General features: G+C 74.4%; 13 protein-coding genes. 1 reads left to right on the top strand and 12 read right to left on the bottom strand.

Features of this window, described 5'->3' with window-relative positions; translation table 11 throughout:
• Positions 1-28: 28 nt before the first annotated feature.
• From IEW03_RS19730 to hrpB, 11 genes are all read right to left on the bottom strand, one after another.
• Positions 29-688, bottom strand: a complete 660-nt coding sequence (locus tag IEW03_RS19730) for an adenine phosphoribosyltransferase (RefSeq protein WP_188525421.1) — start codon at positions 686-688, stop codon at positions 29-31.
• Between the two features lie 6 nt (positions 689-694).
• Positions 695-1792, bottom strand: a complete 1098-nt coding sequence (secF, locus tag IEW03_RS19725; protein ID WP_188525420.1) for a protein translocase subunit SecF — start codon at positions 1790-1792, stop codon at positions 695-697.
• A complete protein-coding gene (gene secD, locus IEW03_RS19720; RefSeq protein WP_188525453.1) occupies positions 1792-3915 on the bottom strand; it encodes a protein translocase subunit SecD in 2124 nt (707 codons plus the stop codon). Before secD ends, secF begins: the two co-directional genes overlap by 1 nt.
• A gap of 126 nt (positions 3916-4041) precedes the next feature.
• Positions 4042-4473 (bottom strand): preprotein translocase subunit YajC, encoded by a 432-nt coding sequence (gene yajC / locus IEW03_RS19715; RefSeq protein ID WP_188525452.1) that lies wholly within the window; start codon positions 4471-4473, stop codon positions 4042-4044.
• A gap of 173 nt (positions 4474-4646) precedes the next feature.
• A complete protein-coding gene (gene ruvB / locus IEW03_RS19710) occupies positions 4647-5798 on the bottom strand; it encodes a Holliday junction branch migration DNA helicase RuvB (protein ID WP_188525419.1) in 1152 nt (383 codons plus the stop codon).
• Positions 5791-6423: a Holliday junction branch migration protein RuvA gene (ruvA, locus tag IEW03_RS19705; protein ID WP_188525418.1), complete on the bottom strand. Its 633-nt coding sequence runs from the start codon at positions 6421-6423 to the stop codon at positions 5791-5793. The genes ruvB and ruvA overlap by 8 nt, the downstream gene beginning before the upstream one ends.
• A gap of 168 nt (positions 6424-6591) precedes the next feature.
• Positions 6592-7182, bottom strand: a complete 591-nt coding sequence (ruvC, locus tag IEW03_RS19700; protein ID WP_188525417.1) for a crossover junction endodeoxyribonuclease RuvC — start codon at positions 7180-7182, stop codon at positions 6592-6594.
• Positions 7183-7241: 59 nt separating this feature from the next.
• Complete coding sequence (locus IEW03_RS19695) at positions 7242-8000, bottom strand: YebC/PmpR family DNA-binding transcriptional regulator (RefSeq protein ID WP_188525416.1); 759 nt, start codon at positions 7998-8000, stop codon at positions 7242-7244.
• Positions 8001-8003: 3 nt separating this feature from the next.
• Positions 8004-8654: a pyridoxal 5'-phosphate synthase glutaminase subunit PdxT gene (pdxT, locus tag IEW03_RS19690; RefSeq protein WP_188525415.1), complete on the bottom strand. Its 651-nt coding sequence runs from the start codon at positions 8652-8654 to the stop codon at positions 8004-8006.
• Complete coding sequence (locus IEW03_RS19685) at positions 8651-9244, bottom strand: NUDIX hydrolase (RefSeq protein ID WP_371870645.1); 594 nt, start codon at positions 9242-9244, stop codon at positions 8651-8653. Before IEW03_RS19685 ends, pdxT begins: the two co-directional genes overlap by 4 nt.
• A gap of 208 nt (positions 9245-9452) precedes the next feature.
• The gene (hrpB, locus tag IEW03_RS19680; RefSeq protein ID WP_229738457.1) at positions 9453-11975 is read right to left on the bottom strand and encodes an ATP-dependent helicase HrpB; all 2523 of its coding nucleotides are present in this window, start codon (positions 11973-11975) and stop codon (positions 9453-9455) included.
• A gap of 81 nt (positions 11976-12056) precedes the next feature.
• Here hrpB and IEW03_RS20530 point away from each other — a divergent pair, with 81 nt between their 5' ends.
• Positions 12057-13619, top strand: coding sequence for a hypothetical protein (locus tag IEW03_RS20530; protein ID WP_229738456.1), 1563 nt, complete (start codon positions 12057-12059; stop codon positions 13617-13619).
• 85 nt (positions 13620-13704) lie between these two features.
• Here IEW03_RS20530 and pdxS read toward each other — a convergent pair whose 3' ends face one another.
• Complete coding sequence (pdxS, locus tag IEW03_RS19665; protein WP_371870644.1) at positions 13705-14676, bottom strand: pyridoxal 5'-phosphate synthase lyase subunit PdxS; 972 nt, start codon at positions 14674-14676, stop codon at positions 13705-13707.
• Between the last annotated feature and the right edge of the window lie 32 nt (positions 14677-14708).

Below are 14708 nucleotides of genomic sequence, written 5' to 3'. Positions count from 1 at the left end.
GGTGTGCTGGACGTCCGGAACGGCAAGTCTACGACCCTACTCGCAGCAGGGTCTCGACCGTGCGCCCCGTGAGTCGGTCGCGGCCGCCCAGGCCGACCAGCTCGAGCAGGAAGGCCAGGGCGACCACCTGCCCGCCGGATCGCTCCACGAGCTCGGCCGCCGCCCGGGCGGTCCCGCCGGTCGCCAGCACGTCGTCGATGAGAAGAACACGCGCACCGGGGTGCAGTGTTCCCGTGCGCAGCTCGATCGCCGCCGAGCCGTACTCGAGGTCGTAGTCGACCCGCTCGACGGGCGGCGGCAGCTTGCCGGCCTTGCGCAGCGGCAGGAACCCGACGCCCAGCCGGGTGGCCAGGGGCGCGCCCAGCAGGAACCCGCGCGCCTCCATCCCCGCCACGACGTCGATCTCCCCGTCGAGCGCCGACGCGCCGTCGGCGAGGTGCATGCCGGCGAACGCCTCCACGACGTCCGTCAGCGCCGGACCGTCGGCGAGCAGGGGGGTGATGTCCCGGAAGACGACCGGCGGGTGCGGGTAGTCCGGCACGTCCCTGATCAGCGCGCGGATCTGCGCGGCCCGCCCCGCGCCGAGGAGCGCGAGCGCGTCGGGGACGATGTCGTCCGCCCCCGGCGCGGCCGGCACGTCACCGGCTGCGGCGTGCGCCGGGTGCTGCGGTTCGATGTCCCATCCCATGCCCGGTCAGTTCCCGCGCCGGCGGCGCGGCTGGGCGCCCTGGCCCTGGTGCCGGCCGGGGATCAGCTGGGCGGAGCCGGTGCTCGCCGCCGCGAGCTCGGCCTCGTGGCCGCCCTCGGCCGCGAGCTGCTGACGCGACTCCAGCACGGCCCGGGTGTGGGCGGCGATCTTCGGTTCCCCGTTGCGCAGGGCGGCGTCGAGCGGCGTGGCGAGGAAGATCGACGACGCCGCGCCGACGGCGATGCCGACGAAGAGCGACAGCGACAGGTCGCGCAGCGTGCCGGCGCCCAGCAGGAACGCCCCGACGAACAGGATGCTCGCCACCGGCAGCAGGGCGACGACGGAGGTGTTGATCGACCGGACGAGAGTCTGGTTGACCGCCAGGTTGGCCCGCTCCTCGTACGTGCTGCGGGTCTGGGTCTGCAGGTCGGCGGTGTTCTCGCGCACCTTGTCGAACACGACCATCTTGTCGTACAGCGAGAAGCCGAGGATCGTCAGGAAGCCGATGATCGTCGACGGCGTGACCTCCCAGCCGATCAGCGAGTAGACACCCGCCGAGATCAGCAGGTCGGACAGCATCGCCACGATCGCCGCGACCGACATCCGCCACGCGCGGAAGTAGACGGCCATGAACAGCGCCGCCGCCGCGATGAACACCACGGTGCCCCACAGGGCGCGCATCGAGACGCCGGCGCCCCACGTCGGGCCGACGAACGAGGTCGTGATCGCCGACTCCTCGACGCCGTAGGCGTCCGCGAGGCCGGTGGCCAGCTCCGACTTCTGCGCCTCGTCGACCGTCTCGGTCTGCACGCGCACGGAGTCGCCGCCGACCACCGCGACACGCGGCTCGTCGTCCGGCAGCACGTCGTGCACCGCGTCCACCGCGGGCTGCTGGTCCGTCGTGGTGGCGCCCGCCACGGTGAACTCCGTGCCGCCGCGGAAGTCGATGCCGAGCGTCAGCCCCTTGGTCAGGAGCACGACGATCGAGGCGATCGCGAAGACCCCGACGATCGCGAACCAGGTCTTGCGACGCTGGACGATCGGGTAGGACCGCCGCCCGGTGTACAGGTCGTTGCCCCACTGGGCGAAGTTCATGCCGGCCATCACCGGTTCTCCTCGTTCTCGTCTGACGCGGCGGGCCCGGCGGTCGCGGGGTCGTCAGGGGCGCGGCCGTCCGGGGCGGACCCGTCGGGGGCCGACCCGTCCGCGGCGGCCGCGGCCGCCTTGCGCTCCGCCGCACGACGCTCGGCGATGGTGAGCCGGCGACCGGTCGCGGCCGTGGCCGGCGCTCCGGTGCTCGCCGCGGCCCCGACACGCTCCCCGACCGACGGGCCGGCAGACGGGGCGGGCGCGGCGGGCTCGGACACCGGGCTCGCACCAGCACCGGTGGCCGGCGCGCCGACCGTCGCGGGCTCCGGCATCCGCACCCGGCCGGCACCCGCGTAGCGCGGGCCGCTGCCGATGCGCAGGCGCTCCGGCGAGAGGCCCGACCAACTGTGGCCGTCGCGGAAGAACGGTATCCGCGAGAGGACCTCCATCACCGGGTGCGTCATCCAGAAGACGACCATGACGTCGATGATCGTCGTCAGGCCCAGGGTGAAGGCGAAGCCCTGGACGCCGCCCACGGCGAGGAAGTAGAGGATGATCGCGGAGATGAGGGTGACGGACTTCGCGGCCAGCACGGTCCGGCGTGCGCGAATCCACCCGCGCTCGACCGCATAGGAGAGCGTGCGACCGTCGCGAATCTCATCGCGGATGCGTTCGAAGTAGACGATGAACGAGTCCGCGGTGAAGCCGATGGCGACGATGAGGCCCGCGACGCCCGCCAGGGAGAGCCGGTAGCCCATCGTCCACGAGAGGATCGCGATCGCCAGGTACGTCATCACCCCGGCGACGACCAGCGATCCGACGGTCAGGAGCCCGAGCGTGCGGTACTGGAAGAGCGAGTAGACGACGACCAGCGCGAGGCCGATGAGCCCCGCGAGCAGACCGTTGCGCAGCTGCTCGGAGCCCAGCGTCGCGGAGATCTCCTCCTGGCTCTGCACGTCGAAGTTGATCGGCAGCGCGCCGAAGCTCAGCTGGTTCGCCAGCGTGGCGGCGGAGTCCTGCGTGAAGCTGCCGGAGATCTGTGCCTGGCCGTCCGTGATCACGGTGCCGGCGTCCAGCGACGGGGCGGACACCACGAGGCTGTCGAGGACGATCGCGAACTGGTTGCGAGGCGGCTCGAGGCCCTGCAGGCGCTGCGTGGTCTCACGGAACTCCGTGGTGCCCACGCTGTCGAAGTTGAGGAAGACGCCCCACTCGTTGGTGGTGGTGCCGTTCGGCCCCGGGACCAGCCCCGAGCTCGCGGAGGAGATGTGCGTCCCGTCGACCTCCATCGGCCCCAGGATGTACTTCATCCCGTCGCTCTCGCCGCAGGTGACGAGCACCTTGTCGGGGTCGTCGCCGCCCCCGCCGGTGAGGTTCTTCGGGTCGGTGCAGTCGAGGGCGTCGAACTCCGCCTGGACCTCGGGCGTGATCTGGGCGAGGTCGCTGGGGTCGGTCGCCGCGGCGTCGCCCTGCCCCTCGCCCTTGCCGCCGGACTGCTCGTCGGTCGGCTCCGGCGTCGGGTCCTGGGTCGCCGCGGTAGCCGTGGCCTCGGGGTCCGGGACCGCGCCGCCCGCGCTCTTGCCGCTCGGGCTCGTACCGGCGTCGTCGGCCGCGCCGTCCTTCGCAGCGCCGTCCTTCGCGCCGCCACCCTCGGCGGGCGCGCCCTCCTCGCCGCCACCGGCGCCCCCCTGCTCGGGGGTCGGGGTGCCCTGGGCGTAGGTCAGCACGGGACGGAAGCGCATCTGCGCGGGCTGCGAGACCAGGTCGATGGTCGCCTGGTCCACCTCGCCGGGGATGCCGACGACGATGTTGCCCGACCCCTGGCTGGTGATCTCGGCCTCGGTCACGCCCGAGGAGTCGATGCGCTGCCGGATGACGTTGATCGACTCCGAGACGGTCTCGTCCGTGACCTCCGAGCCGTCGGTGGACACCGGCGTCAGGACGATCTGCGTCCCGCCCTGCAGGTCCAGCGCGAGACCCGGCGCCCAGCTCGCCCCGCCCGGGTTCTCCTCCGACTTTCCGTCGAAGAGCACCCCGGCGCCGAGCGCGAGGAACGGCACCACGATCGTGAGGATCGTCAGGACGACGAGGGTGCGTACCGGCCGCGACCGCTTCGTGCGTGAGTCAGCCAACTTCAGTCTCTTCCCGTGTGCGCACCGACCTGGGTCGACGCGTGAGGGCGCCGGCCGGGTCGCCCCGGCCGGCGCGGTGTCAGGCGGGCGGGGCTCCGAACGCCCGCCCTCGCGTACCGCTGCTGCGTGGAGTTACTTGGAGTCGGTCTCGCCGTCCTCACGACGCTGCTGTTCCCGGTACTCCCGCTGGGCGGTGTCCAGGCTCGACAGGTCGTCAGGGACGTCCACGTGACCGTCGCCGGAGGTGATCGTACCGGTCTCACCGGACTCATCTGTGACGTCGGTCTCGCCGTCCGTCTCGGAGCCCTCCTCGACCGGCGTGTCGACGCGCTTGGCGATGGCGGCGCGCAGCCAGCGCGTCTGCGTCCCGGGCGAGGACTCGATGGTGACGGTGTCGCTGGCCTCGTCGACCTCCACGACCGTCCCGAACAGGCCCGAGCCGGTCATGACCTCCTGGCCGGGCGCGAGCTGGGAGCGGAACTCCTGCTGGGCGCGCTGCTGCTTGCGGGAGCGGGCGCTCATGAAGAACATGAGCCCGGCGAGGACCACAAAGAGGATGATCATTTCCACGGAGGGGCGTCCTTGTCTGTCGCTGCCCGACCGTCGAGGACGACAGGCGGGCGTCGGGGCGCGCCGGTCGGCGCGCCGGGCACAGTGACTGTGCGCGTACGGGCCCCAACGAGCACTCCGCCCGCCGAGTTCCGGTCCCGTCCTCCTGTGGCCGGGACCACCCCAGTCTAGGGGCCCGAGCCGCCGCTCGGACCCGGGCCCTGGAGACGCCCGGCGACGGAGCCCGCCCGGCCGTCCTCGTCGGGGTCGAACAGCGACCCCGGCGTCGTCCCCCAGGCCCCCGGGGGCGGCTGGATGCCGAGGTGCTGCCAGGCGGCCGCCGTCGCGACCCGACCTCGCGGGGTGCGCGCGACGAGCCCTTCACGCACGAGGTACGGCTCGGCCACGGTCTCGACCGTGTCCGGCTCCTCCCCCACCGTCATGGCCAGCGTGCCGAGGCCGACCGGCCCGCCGGCGAACCGCCGGCACAGGGCGTCGAGCACCGCCCGGTCGAGCCGGTCCAGCCCGATCGGGTCGACCTCGTACACCTCGAGCGCGGCGTGCGCGGCCCGCAGGTCCAGCCGGCCGTCGCCGCGCACCTGCGCCCAGTCGCGCACACGGCGCAGCAGCCGGTTGGCGATGCGGGGGGTGCCGCGGGAGCGGCCCGCGATCTCGTGCGCCGCGCCGTGCTGGATCTCGACGCCCAGCAGGCCCGCGGAGCGCAGGATGACCCGCTCCAGCTCCGGCGCGTCGTAGAAGTCGAGGTGGCCGGTGAAGCCGAACCGGTCGCGCAGCGGCGCCGGCAGCAGCCCCGACCGGGTGGTGGCCCCGACCACGGTGAACGGCGGCAGCGCCAGCGGGATCGCGCTGGCGCCGGCGCCCTTGCCGACCACGACGTCGACCCGGAAGTCCTCCATCGCCACGTAGAGCAGCTCCTCGGCCGGCCGGGCGAGGCGGTGGATCTCGTCGATGAACAGCACCTCGCCCTCCTCGAGCGAGGAGAGCACGGCCGCGAGGTCGCCCGCGTGCTGGATGGCCGGCCCGCTGGTGACGCGCAGCGAGGCACCGAGCTCGGCCGCGATGATCATGGCCAGCGTCGTCTTGCCCAGACCGGGCGGCCCGGAGAGCAGCACGTGGTCGGGCGTGGCCTCCCGGGCCAGCGCCGCCTGCAGCACGAGGGAGAGCTGTTCGCGGACCACGACCTGCCCGACGAACTCGTCGAGCTTCTTGGGGCGCAGCGCCGCCTCGGCGGCGCGCTCGATCTCGTCGGCGCCCGCGGTGACGAGCCGCTCGCCCGCGTAGCCGTCCTGGTCCGGGTACCCGCCCGTGAGGTCAGCCACGGCGGCCGCCCAGCGACCGCAGGGCCGCGCGCAGCGTGGCGGCGACGTCGACCGGTGCGGCCGGCGCGCCGTCCGTCGCCGAGTCGGCCAGAACCCGGTCCACCGCGTCCTGCGCGACCTTCGCGGTCCAGCCGAGGCCGACGAGCGCCTCGACCACCTGGTCGCGGCCCGCGTCGCCCGACGCCGGCGTCGGCGTCTCCTGCGCGCCGGGGCCGCCGGACGACGGCGCACCGAGCTTGCCGGACAGCTCCAGGACGATGCGCTGCGCGCTCTTCGGCCCGACGCCGGGCACCCGCCGCAGCGCCGCCGTGTCGTCGGAGTCCACCGCACGACGCAGGGCGTCCGGGGGCATGACGGCGAGCATCGCCAGCGCGATCCGCGGCCCGACCCCCGACACGGACTGCGCCGTCTCGAAGACCTCGCGCTCGTCCGCCTCCGCGAACCCGTAGACCGTCATCGAGTCCTCGCGCACGACGAGGGTGGTGTGCAGCTGTGCGCGCTCCCCCACCCGCAGACCCGCGAGGGTGCCGGGGGTGGCGTGCACGAGGTACCCCACGCCGCCGACGTCCAGCACCACCCGTTCCAGGGACACGTGCGTGACCGTGCCGGTCAGGGAGGCGATCACCGCTGGCTTCCTTCCGTCGAACACCGCCGGGAACATGGTCGAACACCCGTACGAGGCGTCACTGTAACAACCCCCGCCGACGGCGCCGGGTCACGACACGGTGGGCGGCGGCGCGGGGCGCCGGCGGCCCCGCGGGGAGGTCAGCCGCGCACGGTCGGAGACGGGAGGTCAGCCACGGGCGCGCGTGGGCGCGCCCCGGTGCGAGCCGCGGCGTGCGGACTGCTCGGCCGCGGCCCAGGCCCGCTGCGCCGGGGTCAGCTCGTGCCGGTCCCCGCCCTGCAGCGCGCCGGCCGGGCGCCACAGGTGCGTCACCGCCAGGGCGAGGGCGTCGGCGGCGTCGGCGGGTCTCGGCAGCTCGTCGAGACCCAGGATGCGCGCCACCATGTGCTGCACCTGCTCCTTGCCGGCCCGGCCGGAGCCGGTGACGGCCGCCTTCACCTCGCTGGGCGTGTGCATGGCCACCGGCACCCCGCGGCGGGCGGCCACGAGCATCGCGATCCCCGCGACCTGCGCGGTACCCATCACGGTGCCCCGGTTGTGCTGGGCGAACACCCGCTCGACCGCCACCACGTCCGGCACGTGCCGGTCCATCCACGTCTCCAGGCCGTCGGCGACCGCCAGCAGCCGCAGGTCGATGCTCGCGCCCGGGTCGCTGCCCACGACGCCCACGTCGACGAACGCGGCCCGCCGGCCCGGTCGCGAGTCGACGACGCCGACCCCGCACCGGGTCAGGCCCGGATCCACTCCCAGCACGCGCACGCCGTCACCATCTCACGCGACGCGGACGCCGACGGCGTGGCCCGCCGGGGCGAGCGGGATCACTCCTCGTCGAGGGCGGCCATGACCTCGTCGGAGGCGTCGAAGTTCGCGTAGACGTTCTGCACGTCGTCGCTGTCCTCGAGGGCGTCGATGAGGCGCATGATCTTGCGCGCGCCCTCGACGTCGACCTCGACCTCCATCGACGGGTGCCAGACCGAGTCGGCGGAGTCGTACTCGATCCCCGCGTCCTGGATCGCCGTGCGGACCGCGACCAGGTCGGTCGCCTCGGACAGCACCTCGATCACCTCGCCGGCGTCGGTGACCTCCTCGGCCCCGGCGTCCAGGGCCGCGAGCATCACGTCGTCCTCGGTGACGCCGTCGGCCTTGGGCACGACGACGAGCCCCTTGCGGGAGAACAGGTACGACACCGAGCCCGGGTCGGCCAGGTTGCCACCGTTGCGCGAGAACGCGGTACGGACCTCGGCGGCCGCGCGGTTCTTGTTGTCGGTGAGGCACTCGACGAGGACGGCGATCCCGTTGTTGCCGTAGCCCTCGTACATGATCGTCTGGTAGTCGACGGCGTCGGCGCCCTCGCCGGAGCCGCGCTTGAGGGCGCGCTCGATGTTGTCGTTGGGGACCGACGACTTCTTCGCCTTCTGGATGGCGTCGAACAACGTGGGGTTGCCGGCCGGGTCTCCCCCGCCGGTGCGCGCCGCGACCTCGATGTTCTTGATGAGCTTCGCGAAGAGCTTCCCGCGCTTGGCGTCGATCGCCGCCTTCTTGTGCTTGGTCGTGGCCCACTTGGAGTGACCGGACATGACCTACCTGACCCCTTCGCGATTGCTTTCCTCGACCATCCTGACGAACATCCCGTGCACTCGCGTGTCCCCCGTGATCTCCGGGTGGAACGCCGTGGAGAGCAGCCGTCCGGTCCGTGCTGCGACGATCTTACCGGCGGCGTCGCCCACCATCGTCCCGTCCGCCCACCGGTCCGGGATCCGGGCCAGCACCTCGACGTCCGGCCCCGCCTCCTCGATCCACGGCGCACGGATGAACGCGGTCCGCACCGGGCGCGTGGTGCCGTCCGCGACGCCTCGCATCTCGAGGTCCGCCTCGAACGAGTCGACCTGGCGGCCGAAGGCGTTGCGCCGCACGAGCACGTCCATCCCGCCGAGCGTCCGCTGGTCCGCGGTGCCGCCGGCGATCCGGTCGGCGAGCAGGATCATCCCCGCGCAGGAGCCGTAGACGGGCAGGCCTTCGCGGATCGCGTCCCGCAGCGGACCGGCCAGCTCGAAGATCCGCAGCAGCTTGTCGATCGTCGTCGACTCGCCGCCGGGCAGGACCAGCCCGTCCACGGCGTCCAGCTCGGACCGGCGGCGCACCGGCACGCCGCGCGCGCCGACCGCACCGAGAGCGGCCAGGTGCTCGCGCACGTCGCCCTGCAGGGCGAGCACCCCGATCGTCGGGGTCACGCGCTGCCCTCCGCCGCGGCGCTCGACCCGCTCGTCGCCGCGTCCGCGTCGTCCTCGTCGTCGTGCTGCAGCCCCAGGTGCCGTACGACGCCGTCCCACCCCTCGGCGAGCGCGTCGACGAGGTCGGGCAGCGCGGTCGGGAAGACCTCGTGCGGCTGGTCGCGCAGCTCGGCGGTGCTGATCCAGCGCAGCTCGTCCAGGACGTCGCGCTCGACGTCGGTCCAGCCGGCCCGGGACGGCTCGTGCCCCGCGACGCGCGCGACGAAGAACACCTCGTCCTGGCGGCACGTCTCGGCGAGGAAGCGGAACACCCCCTCGCGGGTCAGCACCGGGCCCTCGAGGTCACCGGGCCGCAGCCGGAGCCCGGCCTCCTCGCGCAGCTCGCGGAGCGCGGCGTCGACCTCGCTCTCCCCGGGGTCGATGCCGCCGCCGACGGTGAACCACCACGACCGCCCGGGCTGGTCGGCGTCGTGCCCGCGGACCAGGAGCACGCGGTCGTCGTCGTCGAGCACGATCACGCGAGCGGCACGGCGATGGCGCAGCCCGTCGGGCCCGCGCACCCAGTCGGGCCCCAGGGATGCCGACGTCACCAGCCGCCCCTCGCCGACCGGGCCCGCTCGGGCTGCTCCTCGACGGTGGCGCCGCCGGGTGACGAGTCTCGAACCGGTGCGGCGGGCAGCAGCAGGGGGCGGGCATCCATGCCGTCCATGCTAGCCACGCAGAGGCCACCCGTCGGCGACGCCACGTGCGGGGCCGTCCAGGTGCGTGAGCCGTCCGGGTGCGCGAGCCGTCCGCGGCTCACCGGCGGGGCTTCGGTCGTCCGGTCGGGACGGCGGCGAGCGGATCCTCCGGCCACGGGTGGCGGGGGTAGCGGGCACGCAGGTCGGCACGGACCTGGGGGTATCCCCGCACCCAGAAGGAGGCGAGGTCGCTCGTGATCGCGACCGGGCGCCGTGCGGGCGACAGCAGGTGGAGCACGACCGGCACACGGCCGTCCGCGACGGCCGGAGCGGCGGTCCAGCCGAACACCTCCTGCAGCTTCACCGCGAGGACGGGCGGCTCGACGCCGTCGTACGCGAGCCGGACCTCGGAGCCCGACGGGACCCGGAGCCGCTCCGGCGCGAGCTCGCCGAACCGGGCCGCCGCGGGCCACGGCAGCAGCCGGCGCAGCGCCGAGGCCACGTCGATGCGGGCGAGGTCGCGCGCGCTGCGCACCGCGGCGAGCTCGGCACCCAGCCACCCGTCGAGGTCGGCCAGCAGGGCCTCGTCGTCGACCGCGGGCCAGGGAGCGCCGAGGTGGGCGTGGCAGAACGCGAGCCGCTCCCGCAGGGCGAGCGCGGCCTCCGACCAGCGCAGGACGGACAGGCCGCTGCGGCGGATCCCGTCGCGGACCGCGGCCTGGACGAGCAGCGGGTCGGGACTCGTCAGCGGGACGTCGCCCAGCACGACCGCGCCGAGCGTCTCGACGCGCCGCGTCACGACCCGGCCGTCGTCCCAGCGGATCTGGTCGGTGGTCTCCACGAGCTCACCCGCGACGTCTCGCGCGGTCTGCTCGTCGATCGGCGCCGCGGACCGGATCCTGGCGTCGGCTCGACCGGGCGCCCGGTCGGCGACCGCGACCGCCAGCCAGGTCGTGCCCCGCAACGGCGACTGCGGATCGAGCGCGGCACCCGTGCCGCCGGACATCTGGTAGGTCGCCGAGCCGGTCCCCCGGGCGCGCGCGATCCGATCGGGGAAGGCCAGCCCCACCACGATCCCCGCCGCGAGATCGTCCGGCACCCCGCGCGTCCCGTGCCCGGGCGGCCCGCCCGACGCGCCGCCCGACGCGCCGCGGCCGAGGCGCTTCGTCTCTTCTCGCCAGCGGGCCGTCGCTCCCCGGTCCTCGCCACGGCGAAGGGCCCGCCAGCGGGCCGGCAGGTCGTCGCCGGAACCACGGCCGGAGTCGTCCGAGAGCATCGCGACGACCTCGCGCGCCCGGTCGGCGCCGACCCGCGGCGTGCCGTCCAGCAGCGCACGCGCGAGGCGAGGATGCACCCCGATCTCCGTCATCTGCCGGCCGCGCGCCGTGATCCGGCCGTCGTCGTCCACGGCGTCGATGCGGCGCAGCAGCTCGGTGGCCGCGGTCATGGCCGGCGCCGGCGGCGCGTCGAGCAGGGTCAGCCCGGCACCGGCAGGCGCACCCCACGCCGCGAGGTCGAGCGCGAAGGCCGCCAGGTCGGCGACGGCGATCTCCGGCGCCGGGTGGTCGTCGAGACGCGCGTGGTCGGTGGCGGACCAGCATCGGTAGACCCGGCCCGGCGCCTCGCGCCCGGCGCGGCCCGCGCGCTGGTCGGCCGACGACCTCGAGACCCGGCAGGTGACCAGCGCCCCGAGGCCACGGGACTGGTCGGTCCGTGGCTCCCGGGCCAGACCGGAGTCGACCACGACCCTGACCCCGGGGACCGTCAGCGAGCTCTCCGCGACCGACGTCGTGACCACGATCCGGCGTGTGGCGGCCGGTGCCAGCGCGCGCTCCTGCTCGGCCCTCGACTGGCGGCCGAACAACGGCAGGACGTTCTCACCGGCCAACCTGCGGGTCACCCCGTGGATCTCGGCCTCCCCCGGGACGAACACGAGGACGTCGCCGTCGTTCTCGGCGATCCCCCGCCGGACGACGGCCGCGACGTGGTCCAGCAGGCGCGGGTCGACCCGCCCGCCGGGCAGCAGCGGCGTGGGCAACGGTGGTGGGGCCCACTCGGTCGTCACGTCGAACTGCGCGGCGGACGCGGAGATCACCGGTGCGGGGTCGTCGGCGCCCAGCACACGGCTCAGCCGGACCGTGTCCGCGGTGGCCGAGGTGGCGACGATCGCCAGGTCGTCCCGCAGGTTCGCCCGGATGTCGACGCCGAGCGCGAGCAGCAGGTCGGCGTCCAGGTGCCGCTCGTGGCACTCGTCGATCACGATCGCGGAGACGCCCGGCAGCTCCGGGTCCCGCTGCAGGCGCCGGACCAGGAGCCCCGTCGTCACCACCTCGATGCGCAGGCCCTTCCCGCCGCTGCGCTCGCCCCGCATCGCGTAGCCGATCCGCTGCCCGAGCGGCTCGCCGACCAGCGACGCCAGCCGGCTCGCGGCCGCGCGGGTCGCCATCCTTCGCGGCTCGGCGACGAGGATCGTGCCTCCGAGCGCGTCGGCCAGCGCGAGCGGCAGCAGCGAGGTCTTGCCCGACCCGGGCGGCGCGACCAGCACCGCGGTCCCGCGCGACCGGACGGCGTCGACCGTGGCGGGCAGGACCGCCCGCACGGGCAGGTCTGCCCCGGGCACCGACGACTCAGGCAGCAGCACGCCCCGACGGTAGCCGACCACCACGGCCCAACCGCTCACCCGACCGACGGCGGCGCCGGCGACCTGGAAGGATGCGCTCCCGTGAACCACCTGCTGGACCTCGGGTCCCGGAAGTTCTGGCGCCTGGTCGGCAAGCGCGTCGATCTCGCCTCCGACCACTCCTGGTTGCGCGCGCCGACGAGCCGCTCCTCCACCGTCGGGGACGGCTGGCTCGCCGCCGAGGCCGCGCACCACGGCGGCACGGTCGACGACGCCGCCGCGGCCACGGCCCCTGCGGCAGGCCCCGCACCCGGCCTGCTCCCGGCGATGACGGTCCTCGACGGGCCCGGGTTCGACGCCGCCCGGCTGGACCGGCGGGTCCGCGACTTCTACGAGCACACCGCCGCCTGGCACATGGAGGTGTGGAGCGGCTGGTCGCCCCTGTTCTGGCCGGCCGGCGAGCTGGTCGCGCGGTTGTTCGGCCGCCGGGTGGAGCAGCTGTCCCTCCCGATGCGCCCGCTCGACGTCGCGCACGGGATGGACAGCCAGGTCCGCGTGATCCGCGACGGGGACGGCGAGCAGGTGGGCGCCGCGTGGCTGCGGACGCTCCGCCCGTCGGGCCGCTACGTGTTCAGCGGGTGCTACTCGGCGCGCCGGCTCCCCGGCGCGGCACGGCCGAGCGTGCACGTCGCGTTCCCGCTCGAGTCCGGCAACGTCCAGGTGTTCCTGCGCCCGGTCGTCGGCGACGGCGGCGGACTCGTCCTGGAGTCGCCCCCCGGGGCGGTTCGGGCAGGACGGCGCGTACGTCGTGGTCCACGACGGCGGGCGGGACTACGCCGCGCGCGTCCCGCTCCACGAGACCTTCCGGCTGTCCCTCGACCCGGACGGGGTGCTCCGTACCGACCACGAGCTGCGGATCTGGCGCACCTGGATGATGCGGCTGCACTACAAGATGGAGCGCGCCCGATGATCCACACGTTCCACCTCGCCGAGCTGCCCGCCGCCGTGACGGCACGCGCGCTGCTGCGACCGCCGTCGAGCACCGGCGCTCCCGGGCTGGACCACGCCGAGTGCCTGGCCCTCATGCGCCTGGGGGCGCCGGCCGTCTCTCTGGACCGGCTGCAGCTGAGACGCATCGCGGTGTTCGCGCAGTGGTGCGACGAGGACGCCGTGGACCGCTTCCTGTCCGAGGACGCCCTCGGCCGTCACCTGGCGGCCGGGTGGCACGTCCGCCTGGAGTACCTGCGCCGCTGGTCGCGGCTCGCGGCCCTGCCCGGCCTGCCCGCCCGGACGGGCGGCTGGGACCAGGACGAACCCGTGGTCGCGGTGACGGTCGCGCGGATGCGCCTGCCCGAGGTGCCCCGGTTCCTGCGCTGGGGCCGACCCGTCGAACGCCAGGTGCGCGACCACCCCGGCACCACGCTGGCCCTGGCCGCCGTCCGGCCGCCGCGCACCATCGCCACCTTCTCCGTGTGGCGCACCGTGCGCGAGATGGAGCAGATGGTGCACGGCCGCGCCGGCGACCACCCGGACCGACGGCACGCGGACGCCATGGTCGAACGTCGTCGTCGCGACTTCCACCACGAGTTCGCGACGTTCCGCTTCCGCCCGCTCGCGGAGCACGGCACCTGGGAGGGGCGGACCGGGATCGTGCCGCTGAGCTGAACCGGGCTGACACCGGGCCGGCACCGGGCCGGTACCGGGTGGGCAGGACCCCGCGGGCCGGCCCGTCAGCCCCCGGAGCGGGGCGTCACCAGCCGCGCTCGGCCAGCCGGACCGGCTCGGGCTCCTCCTCGACGTTGATCCCGACCATCGCCTCGCCCAGGCCGCGCGAGACCTTCGCGATCACGGAGGGGTCGTCGTAGAAGGTGGTGGCCTGCACGATCGCCTTGGCGCGCGCGACAGGGTCGCCGGACTTGAAGATGCCGGACCCCACGAACACGCCCTCGGCCCCGAGCTGCATCATCATCGCCGCGTCGGCGGGCGTCGCGATGCCGCCCGCGGTGAACAGCACCACGGGGAGCTTGCCGGTGCGCGCGATCTCGGCGACGAGCTCGTACGGCGCCTGCAGCTCCTTGGCGGCGACGAACAGCTCGTCGGGCTCCATCGAGGTCAGCCGGCGGATCTGCGCGCGGATCTGGCGCATGTGCGTGGTCGCGTTCGACACGTCGCCCGTGCCGGCCTCGCCCTTGGAACGGATCATCGCCGCGCCCTCGGTGATGCGGCGCAGCGCCTCGCCGAGGTTGGTGGCGCCGCACACGAACGGCACGGTGAACTGCCACTTGTCGATGTGGTTGGCATAGTCGGCGGGGGTCAGGACCTCGGACTCGTCGACGTAGTCGACCCCGAGGGACTGGAGCACCTGCGCCTCGACGAAGTGGCCAATGCGCGCCTTGGCCATCACCGGGATGGAGACGGCCTCGACGATGCCGTCGATCATGTCGGGGTCGCTCATCCGCGACACCCCGCCCTGGGCACGGATGTCGGCCGGCACGCGCTCGAGCGCCATCACGGCGACGGCCCCCGCGTCCTCGGCGATCTTCGCCTGCTCCGCGGTGACGACGTCCATGATGACGCCACCCTTGAGCATCTCGGCCATGCCCCGCTTGACGCGGGCGGTGCCCACCTCGCCGGCGCCCGTGGCGCCGTGGTTCCCGGTGCTCTCGCTCAACGCAACCTCGCTCGTGTCCGCGGCGTGACCGGTGTCACGCCTCCAGGCCATCCTACGGTCGCGCGCGCCCGCTCAGGGGCAGC

This window comes from Isoptericola cucumis (genome assembly GCF_014635665.1).
GTDB classification, from domain to species: Bacteria; Actinomycetota; Actinomycetes; order Actinomycetales; family Cellulomonadaceae; genus Isoptericola; species Isoptericola cucumis.
Note: the sequence above shows the minus strand (reverse complement) of the source record. Positions and strands in the feature narration are given on the sequence as shown.